Source organism: Amycolatopsis sp. NPDC058278 (assembly GCF_042881395.1).
In the GTDB taxonomy this organism is placed as follows: domain Bacteria; phylum Actinomycetota; class Actinomycetes; order Mycobacteriales; family Pseudonocardiaceae; genus Amycolatopsis.
Genome location: NZ_JBHVXZ010000199.1, coordinates 1 through 12,113, shown reverse-complemented (window position 1 = coordinate 12,113; position 12,113 = coordinate 1). Strand labels below are relative to the sequence as shown.

At 72.5% G+C, this 12,113-nt stretch carries 14 protein-coding genes and 1 pseudogene; 5 read left to right on the top strand and 10 right to left on the bottom strand.

Features of this window, described 5'->3' with window-relative positions; all coding sequences use genetic code 11:
- The 4 genes from ACFVYA_RS47620 to ACFVYA_RS47605 all read left to right on the top strand — a co-directional run.
- Positions 1-808: AMP-binding protein (locus ACFVYA_RS47620; protein ID WP_387054951.1), on the top strand; the 808-nt coding region annotated here is incomplete at its 5' end.
- Positions 805-1,590 carry a methyltransferase domain-containing protein gene (locus ACFVYA_RS47615; protein WP_387054949.1) on the top strand — a complete coding sequence of 262 codons (786 nt, stop codon included), beginning with the start codon at positions 805-807 and terminating at the stop codon, positions 1,588-1,590. The genes ACFVYA_RS47620 and ACFVYA_RS47615, both read left to right, overlap by 4 nt.
- Positions 1,587-2,954, top strand: a complete 1,368-nt coding sequence (locus ACFVYA_RS47610; protein ID WP_387054947.1) for a CoA transferase — start codon at positions 1,587-1,589, stop codon at positions 2,952-2,954. The genes ACFVYA_RS47615 and ACFVYA_RS47610 overlap by 4 nt, the downstream gene beginning before the upstream one ends.
- Positions 2,951-4,423: a class I adenylate-forming enzyme family protein gene (locus ACFVYA_RS47605; RefSeq protein WP_387054945.1), complete on the top strand. Its 1,473-nt coding sequence runs from the start codon at positions 2,951-2,953 to the stop codon at positions 4,421-4,423. Before ACFVYA_RS47610 ends, ACFVYA_RS47605 begins: the two co-directional genes overlap by 4 nt.
- A gap of 96 nt (positions 4,424-4,519) precedes the next feature.
- On the opposite strand, the gene ACFVYA_RS47600 is transcribed toward ACFVYA_RS47605, so the two are convergent.
- From ACFVYA_RS47600 to ACFVYA_RS47570, 7 genes are all read right to left on the bottom strand, one after another.
- The gene (locus ACFVYA_RS47600) at positions 4,520-4,642 is read right to left on the bottom strand and encodes a hypothetical protein (RefSeq protein ID WP_387054943.1); all 123 of its coding nucleotides are present in this window, start codon (positions 4,640-4,642) and stop codon (positions 4,520-4,522) included.
- A gap of 183 nt (positions 4,643-4,825) precedes the next feature.
- Entirely contained in the window at positions 4,826-5,308 is a 483-nt protein-coding gene (locus ACFVYA_RS47595) for an EF-hand domain-containing protein (protein ID WP_387054942.1), read from the bottom strand.
- A gap of 264 nt (positions 5,309-5,572) precedes the next feature.
- Entirely contained in the window at positions 5,573-6,241 is a 669-nt protein-coding gene (locus tag ACFVYA_RS47590) for an NAD(P)-dependent oxidoreductase (RefSeq protein WP_387054940.1), read from the bottom strand.
- Entirely contained in the window at positions 6,238-6,675 is a 438-nt protein-coding gene (locus ACFVYA_RS47585; protein WP_387054938.1) for a DoxX family protein, read from the bottom strand. The genes ACFVYA_RS47590 and ACFVYA_RS47585 overlap by 4 nt, the downstream gene beginning before the upstream one ends.
- A gap of 56 nt (positions 6,676-6,731) precedes the next feature.
- The gene (locus ACFVYA_RS47580; RefSeq protein WP_387054936.1) at positions 6,732-7,211 is read right to left on the bottom strand and encodes a carboxymuconolactone decarboxylase family protein; all 480 of its coding nucleotides are present in this window, start codon (positions 7,209-7,211) and stop codon (positions 6,732-6,734) included.
- Between the two features lie 104 nt (positions 7,212-7,315).
- Positions 7,316-7,681, bottom strand: a complete 366-nt coding sequence (locus ACFVYA_RS47575) for a hypothetical protein (protein ID WP_387054935.1) — start codon at positions 7,679-7,681, stop codon at positions 7,316-7,318.
- Positions 7,682-7,690: 9 nt separating this feature from the next.
- Positions 7,691-8,830, bottom strand: coding sequence for a serine hydrolase domain-containing protein (locus ACFVYA_RS47570; RefSeq protein ID WP_387054934.1), 1,140 nt, complete (start codon positions 8,828-8,830; stop codon positions 7,691-7,693).
- A gap of 141 nt (positions 8,831-8,971) precedes the next feature.
- Between ACFVYA_RS47570 and sigJ the strand changes: the two genes are divergently transcribed.
- Positions 8,972-9,850: an RNA polymerase sigma factor SigJ gene (gene sigJ / locus ACFVYA_RS47565; protein ID WP_387054931.1), complete on the top strand. Its 879-nt coding sequence runs from the start codon at positions 8,972-8,974 to the stop codon at positions 9,848-9,850.
- Positions 9,851-9,956: 106 nt separating this feature from the next.
- Here the strand turns inward: sigJ and ACFVYA_RS47560 are convergent, their stop codons facing one another.
- From ACFVYA_RS47560 to ACFVYA_RS47550, 3 genes and pseudogenes are all read right to left on the bottom strand, one after another.
- Positions 9,957-10,688, bottom strand: a complete 732-nt coding sequence (locus tag ACFVYA_RS47560; protein ID WP_387054929.1) for an SDR family NAD(P)-dependent oxidoreductase — start codon at positions 10,686-10,688, stop codon at positions 9,957-9,959.
- Between the two features lie 173 nt (positions 10,689-10,861).
- Positions 10,862-11,173 (bottom strand): annotated as a pseudogene (locus ACFVYA_RS47555) (SDR family NAD(P)-dependent oxidoreductase); the annotation flags it as partial.
- Between the two features lie 121 nt (positions 11,174-11,294).
- Positions 11,295-12,101 (bottom strand): MBL fold metallo-hydrolase, encoded by an 807-nt coding sequence (locus ACFVYA_RS47550; protein WP_387054952.1) that lies wholly within the window; start codon positions 12,099-12,101, stop codon positions 11,295-11,297.
- Between the last annotated feature and the right edge of the window lie 12 nt (positions 12,102-12,113).

Sequence of the window (12,113 nt, the reverse complement as noted above, 5' to 3'; positions counted from 1 at the left end):
CCCGCCCACCACCATCGAGGCCCTGCCCGCCGCCTACGTGCGGTGGCGTCCCCTGGCGCGCGAGGCGGAAAACCCCTTCCGCGACGTACGCCTGTTCGTCAGCACCTACGACGCCGTGCACCCGCCCGTCGTGCGCACCATGCTCCACGCGTCGCGCCGCCGCCGTCCACTGTGGATGCAGGGCTGGGGGCAGACCGAAACCGGGCCGCTGACGTTCCGCTTCCTCACCCGCCGCGCCGTCGGCCGCGCCACCCACGCCCGCCACCTCGGCCACCCGCTGCCGGGCCGGGCGAAGCTCGCGGTCGTGGACGCCGAGACGTTCCGGCCGGTGCCTCGCGGGCGGCCGGGACTCGTGCTGGCCCGGACCAAGGCCCTCTGCGCCGGGTACGTGGGCGAGCAGGACCGCTGGCAGGACAAGAACAGCGACGGCTGGTGGAACACCGGAGACCTCGGCGTCCGCACCCGCAGCGGCGCCGTGCTGCTGCTCGACCGCGAGGTCGACACCGTGCCCGGCCTGAGCTGCCTGCAGACCGAGGACGTGCTCGAGAACCGGCTGCCCGAGGTGGTCGAGTGCGTCGTCCTGGGCGCCCCGGGCCGCCCGCCCGTCCCGGTCGTCGTCACCGCCGACGGAAGCCTCGACCCGCGGCGCTGGCGTTCCGCCGTCGCCGGCCTGCCGCCGCTGGCGCCCCCGCGCGTCGTCACCTGGGACGACCTCCCGCGCACCGGCACCGGCAAGGTGCGCCGCCGTGAACTGCTCACCCGCATCGCCGGGCACACCGGCACCCACGGCACCGGAAGGTGGACATGACCACGATCCAAGAGGGCTACGCCTTCGACAACCACAGCGTGCACGCCACCGAGCAGCACCGCTGCCTGGCCGCCGCCTACGACCCCACGACGCTCGCGCGGCTGGAGCGCACCGGCGTCGGACCGGGGTGGCGGTGCCTGGAGGTCGGCGCCGGCGGCGGCAGCGTCGCGCACTGGCTCGCCGATCTCGGCGCGTCGGTCATGGCCACCGACGTCAAGCCCGAGCACGTCCCGCCCGCCGAGGGGCTGACCGTACTGCGGCACGACGTCGTTCACGACCCGCTGCCCGAAGCCGAGTTCGACCTCGTTCACGCCCGTCTCGTGCTGCTGCACCTGCCCGAGCGCGAACAGGTGCTGCGCAAGCTCGTGCGCGCCCTCAAGCCCGGCGGTGTGCTGCAGCTGGACGAGTTCGACCTCGCCTACGGACCGGTGCTGCTGGCCGCCGACCCCGGCCACGCCGCCGCCTACGAGGATTTCCTGGCCGCCAAGGAGCGCATGTTCGACGCGGCGGGCGCGGACTGCCGCTGGGGCCGCCGCGTCGCCGCCTCGATGGTCGCCGCCGGCCTGGTGGAAGTGGACCCGGTACCGGTGGTGCAGCAGTGGACCGCGGACTCCCCCGGACTGCGGCTGCTGGTCCACCACACCCACCACCTGCGCGACAAGCTGCTCGCCGCGGGCGCCACCGACACCGGCCTGGAAACCGCCCGCGCCGCGATGACGCACCCCGCGTTCCGTGCCACGTCCTGCGTCTTCTACACCGTCCAGGGCCGGCGCCCGGCATGACCGCCGTCGACGCGCCGAGCTGGAGCGGACCCGTCGACCTCCCGCTGCGCGGCGAACCCGACGTGCAGGCGGCGTGCGGGCTGATGCACGTCCACGGCCGCCGGCTCGGCCGTCCCGCGGCGCTCGGGCTGGACTACGCCCGCGCCGTCGCCGTCGAACTGTCCGCGATCGGGGCGCTCGCCGTCGAACTGGGGCGCACCCGCGGCATTCCGCTCGCCGGGCACACCACTTCCGTCGCGCAGGCCGCGCTGCTCGCGGTCTCGCAGTACCTGGCGGCCGCGACCGCCGATGAACCCGACGAGTGGCCGCCCGGCGCGGGGCCGCCGTTCCGGTCGTCCGACGGCGTGGTGTTCGAGGTGGAGGCACTGGATCCCGTTCCGTGGCAAGGGTTCTGGACCGAGCTGGGTGTCCCGGCCCCGGCCGTCGAACGGGGCTGGCGTCCCTTCCTGCACCGCTTCGCCACCGCCACCTGCCCGCTGCCGCCCGAGTTCGCCGCTGCCGCGGCCCGCTTCCCGCTCGCGGTCCTGGAGACCACCGCTCGGCGGGTGGGCATGACCCTGGTCGTCCGGGCTGAGCGGGTGCTGGACAGCCTGCCTGCCTACCGGATCTCCCCGCGCGGGAACGCCCGGCCCGAGGTCCCCTCGGCCGGGAAGCTGCCGCTGTCCGGCATCGTCGTGCTGGAATCGTGCCGGCGCGTGCAGGGACCGCTGGCCGGGCACCTGCTGGGGATGCTCGGGGCGACCGTGGTGCGCATCGAGCCGCCCGGCGGCGACCCGCTGCGCTGGGTACCGCCGATGGCCGGGGACACCTCCGCCCGGTTCCTCGCCCTCAACCGGGGCAAGGCGGTGGTCGAGATCGACCTGCGCACCGGGCGGGACGAGGTGCTCGACCTCGCCGCGTCGGCGGACGTGTTCGTGCACAACTGGGCGCCGGGCAAAGCCGCCCGCTGGGGCCTGCGAGCCGAAGACTTCCCGGCCGGCCTGGTGTACGCGCACGCCTCCGGCTGGGGCGACGAACTCGGTCCCGAACCGCCGCTGGGCACCGACTTCGTCGTCCAGGCCCACGCGGGCGTGCCCGCCTCGCTCATGACGGTCGTGGACGTGTTCGGTGGCGTGGTCGCCGCCCACGCCGTGGTGGACGCGCTGCTGCGCCGCGAACGCACCCGGCGAGGCCAGACTGTGGCGTCGTCGCTGCTGTCCGCCGCCTCGCACCTCAACGCGCTCACCCGGCACCGCGACACATCCGCGCCCACCGTGCCGGTGTGCACCGACCTCGCGGCGCTGGGCCGCGACCCGCGGTTCGCGCGGGCCCTCGTCCGGGAGCGGTGCGTGCTGCCGGGTTCGCCTTGGGAGTTCTTCCGATGACGTGGGTCTCGCGCAACGGGATCGTGCTCACCGACCGGGTGCCGGCCGCGGCGAGGCGAGCCTGGGTCCGCGCCGGGCACTGCCCCGGCCGGGACCTGCACTCACTGCTGCGCGACCGGGTCGACCGCCATCCCGGCCGGGTCGCCGTCGTCGACGACCGCGGGAGGCTCACCTACGCCGAACTGGCCGAGCAGGTGCGGGGGCTGGCGGGCGCGCTGGCGGCTCAGCCCGGCGACATCGTCGGCGTCCGCGTGCCCAATGGCCGCGACGCGGTGATCGCGGAGCTCGCCGTGGCCGCGTGCGGCGCGGTCGCCCTGCCGTTCGCGGGAGGACGGGCCGACGCGCTGAACCTGCTGGGCCGGGCCCGCGCCGCGTCGCTGATCACCGACGACGACCTGCCGTGGCCGACCGTGTCACCCCGCGCCCGGGGCAAGGGGTGGGAACCGGTCACCGTGGACCCGGAATCCCCGGCGAGACTGCTGGTCTCCTCGGGTTCGGAAGCGGAGCCGAAGCTCGTCGCCTACTCCCACAACGCTTTCGCCGGCGGCCGCGGCAACTACCTGCGCGCCGTGCACCGCGACACCCCGGTGTGGCGGGACCTCGTGCTCGTGCCGCTGTCCTCGGCCTACGGGTCGTTCGGAGCCACCATCACCCTGTGCCGCTTCGGCGGGACACTGCTGCTGCGCCCCCGGTTCGACGCTGTGGACGCGCTGCGGGCCATCGCCGAGCACCGGCCCACCCACGTGTTCGGCGTGCCCACCATGCTGCGCCGCCTCGCCGAACACGCGGCGGACTTCGACACCTCGTCGCTGCGGGCCGTCGTGTCCAGCGGTGACGTGCTGCCGGCGGACACCCTGCGGCGGTGCCGCGAGGTGTTCGGCGTCGACGTGGTCAACGTCTACGGCTCCTCCGACGGGGTCAACTGCCACACCACCACCCCCGAGCACGGAGTGGGCCGCCCCGACCCGGCCGTGACCGGCATCCGGATCGTGGCCGGCGAGATCTGCGCACTGGGGCCCATGACCCCGCTCGACCACGTCGGCGCCGGACCACCCCGGCTCCCCGGCGGCTGGGTCCGCACCGGCGACCGGGGAAGCTTCGACACCGACGGCACGCTGCACGTCCTGCGGCGCATCAAGCGCGTGGTCATCCGCGGCGGCTACACCATCAGCCCCGCCGAAGTCGAGTCCGCGCTGACCGGCCACCCCGCCATCGCCGACGCGGCGTGCGTACCCGTGCCCGACCGCGACCTCGGCGAGCGGCTGTGCGCGTGCGTCACCGTCCGCGCCGGCCACCCGGTTCCCGACCTCACCGCCCTGACCACGTTCCTGCGCACCGACGGCGGCATCACCCCGCCCAAGCTCCCCGAACGCCTGCTCGTCCTCGCCCGGCTTCCCCTGACCCACACCGGAAAGGTCTGCCTCCGCACGCTCGCCGACCTCGCCACCGCACACCACGGACAACGATGACCGCGCACGGCCCCGACCCGCAGGCACGCTGGTCCACGACAGCCACGTGCGCCAGGCCAACCTGATGTTCCACCAGTTCCGGAAGCTGCCGCGGTGCTACGTCCGCTGGTGCGCTACCGGGCAGCGCGAGCTCGGCACTTCGAGCCAGTCGGAGACCTCCTCGGTGACGACCTGGCGGACCATCGCCGCGACCACGCCGTCGAACGCCTTGCCCGGCACCATTCCTCGTACAGGCGCAGGAGGTTGCGGGTCAGCTCGATCCCCTCGGCCGACGGGCCGTAGGTCACCTCGACGAGCTCCGCGTTCAGTTCCCGGGCCGCCGTCAGCGTTTCGGGCATGGCCCCGCCTCGATCCGGTGGAAACGTGATCACTGCCCGCGACCCCGGTCGGCTACGAGCTGCGTCACCGGTCCAGGGGGCCGAGGAGCCAGCTGCCCGCCGAGCCGGGAGCCTCGTCGAAGTAGTAGGCGCGGATGGCCGCCAGCAGGTCGCCGGTCGTGATGTACCCGTCGCCGTCGCGGTCCAGGTGGTGGAACGCCGCCCGGGCGTCGGCCTCGGGCAGGCCCATCAGCGCACCGGTCCAGCGCACCTCGTCGTCCTCGGTCAGCCGGCCGTCGTGGTCGGCGTCGGCGATGTCCATGATGGCGGCGAGGAAGGGCTGGTAGCCGGAGTCGAACGCAGCCGGTGTCTCCAGCATCCCGGCGGCGAACGCGGCCTTGTACTCCGCCTCGCCGATCCGCTGGTCACCGTCGACGTCCGCGACTTTCACCGGGTGGTCCCACACTCCGAGGCACAAGCCGTCGCCGTCGCGGTCGTAGGTGCGGAAGCGACGGGACAGCTTTCGGTCCAGGAACTCCGAAATGTGCACGAGCAGCCATTCCGGCACTTGTGATTTGGTGTGCGGTCACCGTCCTGACGGCAGAAGGTTCGCCACGGGTGCCGGTTCACGGCTGCAGCGTCGAGTTCTGGCACGGTACAGGCGGTCGAGCTTGGGCGACTACGGAATGGCATGAGAGCGTGAACCGGCCGACGGTCGGCGGTCGGCCGGTTCACATATCCTCCTCGCGAGTTGAGGTGCGCCCGGGCTCGGGGAACGACACACCCTGGCCCCGATCGCTCTCTCCTGCCGTCTGAAACTTCTCGGCCGAAGTCAGTTGGCGATGCCGACGGTGTGCCCGACGGTTTCCGGCTGCTCGACGACGCGCAGCAGACAGGCCGCGACGTCGGCGCGGGCGACGTACCGGCCGCCGGGGAGGTTGCGGTCGAGTGCGGTGCGGTAGCGGCCGGTCGGCGGTTTGCCGGTGAGCTGCACCGGCCGGACCGCGGTCCAGTCCAGCCCGCTGTCGCGCAGGGTGTCCTCCATCAGGGCCAGGTCGCGGTACTGCGGGCGCAGGGCGGCCTTGAGGATCGGGTACAACACGGCACCGAGGAAGAACCGGTCCCCGGGGTCACGCCGGGGCGGGTGGGGCCGCCCCGGCGCGGGAACCGTGCCCACCGGGGCCGCACTGACCACGACGAGGCGGCGGACCCCGGCCTCACGCATCGCCCGGATGATCTTCGTGGTGGCCTGGGACGCGACTCCGGCGGTGGCGTTGCTCGCCGGGCCCACTGCGGACACGACCGCGTCCGCACCGCTGACGGCGCCGGCGAGGATCGCCGGGGCGGCGTCGAGCAGGTCGGCGGACACGACCCGCCCGAGGTGCCCGGCCACCTTCGCCGGGTCGCGGACCACCGCGGTGACGTCGTGTCCAGCGGCGGTGGCCTGCTCGAGCAGCAGACGTCCGATGCCGCCGCTCGCACCGAAAACCGTGAGCTTCACAGCCGATCCCCTGCCGTCGAAAGGTTCCGCGGTGACCTCCGCAGCAGGTCCCGCCAGTCCGCGGGCCAGTTCGCCAGGCCAATGGCCGCCATGATCACCAGGTGGGTGGGTGCCGCGACACTCTGGTAGAGCTCGTCGTGGTTGACAATGTGGGTGGTGACCGCAGCGGTGAGCAACAGGACCAGGGTCGCCGCGGCGAGGAATCGTGGCCTGCGGCCGGGAACGACGAGCAGTACCGCGCAGACCAGTTCGATCGCGCCGACGACAAACCGGAACCAGGACGGGTAGCCCCAGTCGGCGAACTTGACGGAGTAGGCCGGTCCGGTGAAAGTGGGGCCAGGCCAGAACTTGGTCACGGCGCCCAGTGCGAATTCGGCGGCGAGGAACCAGTAGAACGCGGTGCGCAGCCGTTGTGGCCACACTCGGGTGGGCATGGGTTCTTTCCTTTCGATGGGAACGGGCGGGTGAGGCCCTTGGCGCGATTCGCCGGCTACCGCCACTGCTCGGCGGGCGAGACACCGGCGAGCGGCTTGCCGATGAGGGCCAGGGAGATGAAGAAGCCGACCTGGCCGATCGCCATGGTGAGGGTGGCGAGCGCCTTGTCGTCGTAGTGGGCCGACGCCCGGGCGTACAGCTCGTCGGGCACACGTTCGCCGTGGGGATTGGAGGTGAGGACGGCCTCCACGAGCGCCAGCGCGATTCGTTCGGCTTCGGTGAAGCAGGTTGCGTCCTGCCAGGAAGCCACGGCGGTGACGCGCTCGTCGGTTTCCCCGGCCTTGCGGAGGTTGCCGGTGTGCAGGACGGTCAGGTAGGTGTTCCCGACGATCTGCCCGGCGCGCAGCTGCACCAGGCTGATGGTGGTCCGCGGGATCGAGCCGTTCCCGGTGACCTTGAACAGGGCCGCGCCGACCTCTGCCAGTTCGGGGACGAGCTTGGCGGGGTCGGGAAGTCGCGACTGGTGGCTGGTCATGGTGAGCTGGTGTCCTTTCCGGACCTCGGAGTGGTTACTGCTCTGACGGATGGCGGGTCGTGGAGGTAACCGGTTCCGGCGACCGGTTCGCGGGCTGTCCGGGTTCACCGGACGACTCGGGCGTGGCCGGAGGAGGAACAGCGCGGCGATGATGGTCCCGGCTGCGCGGCGGTGGCCGCGACGCTCGCCAGGATCGCCAGTCCCAGCAGGACGGCCAGTGGGTTCTGGTCCGGGGTGAGGAGGCTGAACCAGCCCATGGCCACGGCGGCCACGATCAGGCCGGCCGCCAGGGTGTTCCGGGTGGAGGTGCGTGCCTGCAGCCAGGGGCCGGCCACGCCGGAGCCGAGGCCGATCGCGAACGGCAGGTAGGCCAGTCCGGTGAGTCCATCACGATCAGCAGCTGCGCGGCGGCGATCACCGGCAAACGCCAGGCCACCCCGGGAGGAACGGGCCTCGGTCTGCGAAGTCACGCCGGCTCCTCAGGAGGCCGTGGCCGCGCGGTGGACCGCGGCGGCCAGCCGGTCGTGTTCGGGATACGACCAGTCGAAGGCGAAGCGGCGGCGGGTGTAGCCGAAGGCGATGCCGCTGACCGGGTCGGCGAACGCTTCCGAGCCCGCGGATCCGTTGTGGCCGAAGGCGTTGGCGCTCAGGAACGGGTAGCGCGCACCCTTGGCCTGGAACCCCAGGGCGTACTGGCCGGCCTCGCCGGTGACCAGGTCGCGACCGGTGGAGTGCAGCATGGCGAACTCGCCGAGGGTGCCGGGTTCGAGCAGCGGGGCCCGTCCGTCCAGGCCGAAGGCCAGGGCGGCGTACATCCCGGCCAGGCCCCGGGCGTTGCCCACCCCACCGGCCGAGGCCTGGCCGAGCGCGCGCACCCGCCGGGTGTTGAGGAACGCCACCTGGTCGAGGGGCGGGGTGGAGTTGAGGCCGTAGCCGATCCCGGTGAGGCTGTGCGGTCCCGGGACGTTCGCCCAGAACGCCGCGAGCTGGTCCGGGTCGGCCTGTCCCGGCAGCACCTCCCGGTACCGGCCCTCCAGCGTCTCCGGCAGTCCCAGGTACAGGTCCAGCCCGTGAGGCGCGCGCACCCGCTGTTCGAAGTGCTCCCCCAGCGACCGGCCCGTGACCCTGCGGACCACCTCGCCCACCATCGCGAACGTCACGAACCCGCCGTAGCCGTAGGCCGAACCCGGCCGCCAGTACGGCCGCTGCCCGGCCAGCCTCCGCGCGATCAGCTGGTCGTCGGCGAGTTCGGCGGCGCTGAACCCGCCGTCGACACCGATCACGCCGGAACGGTGGGTGAGCAGATCCCGCACGGTGATCCGGTCCTTGCCCGCCGCCGCGAACTCCGGCCAGTAGCCGGCGACCGGACGGTCCAGCTCCAGGACGCCGTCCTGCACCAGCAGGGCCACCACCAGGGTCGCGGCACCCTTGGTCGAGGAGTAGACCCCGGTGAGGGTGTCACCGGTCACGTCGTCGCCTGCCCACAGGTCGACCACCAGACGACCGTGCGCATACACCGCCAGCTGCGCGCCGGCCTCCTCGGCGACCGCAGCCGCGAATTCCTCGCGCACCCCCTCGAAACCACTGGTCACCGTGCCGTGAACGTCGATGTCGCTCATTGTCCGAGCCGCTCCGATCATCGTGTTGCCGATTCGTCGGAGGCATGACGCACGGGCTGCCGGGAATGTGACCACCCGTCGGCGGTCACATCGTGGAAGTTCCGTTCGTCATGCCTCCGACCGTCAACACGAAGGACGACCATGAACGAGCACGACTTCCTGGCCCGCCGGTTCGAAGAACACCGCACGCACCTGAAATCGGTGGCCTACCAGATGCTGGGCTCCCTGACCGAGGCCGACGACGCCATCCAAGAGGCCTGGCTCAAGCTTGCGCGCGCCGGATCCGGGGAGATCGACAACCTCGGCGGCTGGCTCACCACGGTCGTCGGCCGGGTCTGCCTGGACATGCTGCGTTCACGCCGGCTGCGCCGCGAGGACCCCCTGGAAGCCCGCCTGCCGGACCCGATCGTCGACAGCGACGACCGCACCGACCCCGAACACCAAGCGCTGATCGCCGACTCGGTGGGACTGGCTTTGCTGGTGGTGCTGGAATCGCTGAATCCGGCCGAGCGGCTGGCCTTCGTCCTGCACGACATGTTCGGCATGCCGTTCGAGGAGATCGCCCCGATCATGGACCGCACACCGGTCGCGGCCAGGAAACTCGCCAGCCGCGCCCGCCGGCGCGTCCAGGGCGCGACCGCGGTCCCCGACCCCGACCCGGCGGCCCAGCGCCGGGTCGTCGACGCCTTCCTGACCGCTGCCCGCGACGGCGACCTCACCGCTCTGCTGGCCATCCTCGCCCCCGGCGTCACGTTGCGCGCGGACGGCGGAAAGGCGTTCCCCGGCGGCATGCGAATCCTGTCCGGCGCCGAAACCGTGGCCGGACAGCTCGCCACCTTCCACCGCATGGCCACCATTTCGGCCACCAGCCCCGCCCTCGTCAACGGCACGGCCGGGCTGATCAACACCATCGACGACGAGCTCATCTCCATCATGAGCTTCACCATCGCCCACGAGAAGATCGTCGCGATCGACATCCTTTCCGACCCCGACCGGCTGGCCGCCTACCAGCAGAACTGACACGTTTCGGCGGCGACGGCCGGCAAAGTGCCCCCGGCGCTGACCGAGGGACTGAATCACCTCGCACCGGCCGCCCGGGATGATCACTTCCCACGCGACTTCAGTACTACGCCAGGCTGGTGCCGGTGAAAGTGGCGAGCTCGGCCAACAGCTCGTCTTGGAACCGCTCATCGCTAACGGCGGGATGCGGGTCGCGCAGCCGCTGGTGGTGCCAGTAGCCGCCGGTGGTGCGGGCCCGCGGGTCGTCGCTGGTGGCGAGCCATTCCTGCGTCGCGTGGCCGAGGCGGAGGTCGTCGGGCGCGCCCGGGCCGCCCATCTTCGTCGGTACCCAGCCCGGGTCGACGGCGTTGCTGCGCGCGTCCGGCCACAACCGGGCGACGGCGGCCGCCAGCGCCGTCACGAAAAGCTTGCTATCCGAATAGGACGCGGTCACGCGCCGGCCGGCCCAGTCCTTGCCGTGCACGTCCGGGTGCCCGCCGTGGTGCATGCCGCTGCTGAGGTACACCAGCCGGGCCGGGCGCCGGATCAGCGCGGTCAGCAGATAGGGCGCGACGACGTTGACCGGCAGGACGAGCGCGCCACTGTAGACGCCGGCGTTGTGGATCACCGCGTCCATCGCGCCGAGCCCGTTCACCTGCTCCGCGACATCGCGTGTCTGCTCCGGGTCGGCAAGGTCGCCCACGACCGCCGCGGCGCCCCGGTCCAGCAGCGCGGCCACGGCCGCGAGCCGTTCACGGCTTCGCGCGTGGACGACGACATCGTGCCCGCCGTCGAGCAGAGTCTCAGCGGCCGCACGGCCGAGGCCGTCGGCCGAACCGGTGATGAAGACGCGTCCCATGGCACCTTCCTACCGGGCGACGTAGCCGCCGTCGACAGGCAGGGCCACCCCGACGACGAACCCGGCTCCGGGGCTGCACAGCCACGTACTCGAGCGCAGCACTGGTGGTCAGGCCGCCGGCCGAAGGTGCCGACCGCGGCGGCGACCTGGTCCTCGTCGGTGACGTCGCACATCAGCGTGAGGACCCGGTGGCCAGCGGCGGCGAATTCCTGCTCCGCCGCGTCGAGCGCGGCTTCGTCGGCGTCGGTGAGCGCGACGGCCGCGCCCGACCCGGCGAACGCGCGGGCCGTGGCCAGTCCCATCCCGGAGCCGCCTCCGGTGACGAAGGCGACCTGACCGCTGAAGTCGTACGTGGGGTTCATCTCGTGTTCTCCGACGCAGCGTTCGATGGTGACCCGGCCGGCAGTGGCGAGCAACTCCAGGGTGAGCGGGAGCAGGGAGGCGAAATCACGGGCGGCCCCGCTGTCGTTCAGCGTCGCGGTCACGACGCGGCCGCGCGCGGGTGAGGTTCACCGCCGGCGACGTCGGGATTCGGGTGCACGGCGCCGCCACCGTTCACGAACAGGACAGACCCGCGTCATGACGCGGCGGGCGCGGTGTCCTCCGTCAGCCCCATGTCATTTCACCCTTCGCGACCTTGGTGCCGAGCGACGCGGCGATCTTCAGCCCGGCGTCCGGGTACGCGGCCAGCAGCCGCTCCTCGGCCTCGGCGGCGTCAGCGGACTCGGCGACGGTCTTCTCGAAGAACTTCAGGTAGTCGCCGGTGTGCCGGATCGCCGTCAGGTCGGTCGGCGCGCCGGCGATCCGGTGGCCGGCCACGACGAAGGCGGGGTCGAGCGCCTCGATGTCGTCGAGGACGCGGAGCCATTCCGCGCGCTGTTCGGTGCTGCCGCTGTCGGCGGTCCAGACGTGCAGGCCCTCGAACAACAGCACCCCGCCGAGCAGCGCGCGCTCCGCCGGCTCGAAGAGGTACCAGGCGCGGTCGCCCAGTGCCGTGCTGCCGCGCCGGACCTCGAGGGCGACGCCGTCCACGGTGACCGACGGCGCGGTCAGCGGCGCGATGTCCACCAGGCGGGTGGGCAGGTTGGCGCCCAGGTGCGCCCACGCGGCCAGCTTCTTCTCGTAGGTGTCGCGGATGTGCGTGATGACGTCGGCGGGCGCGAGGAACACCGCCTCGGGGAAGGCGTCGGCGATGACCTCGGCGCCGAAGTAGAAGTCCGGGTCGCCGGCGGTGATCAGCACCGTGGTCAGCCGCTTGCCCGAGTCGAGCAGCGCGGCGGCGATCCGGTGACCGTCGGCCCGGGTGAAGGCCGCGTCCACGACGACGGCCTCGGTCTCGCCGGTGACCAGCACGCTGGTCTTGTTCAGCGAGGTGTCGGCCGCATCGATGATCTGGTAGCCGAGGGTGCTCATGGTTCGGTCCTT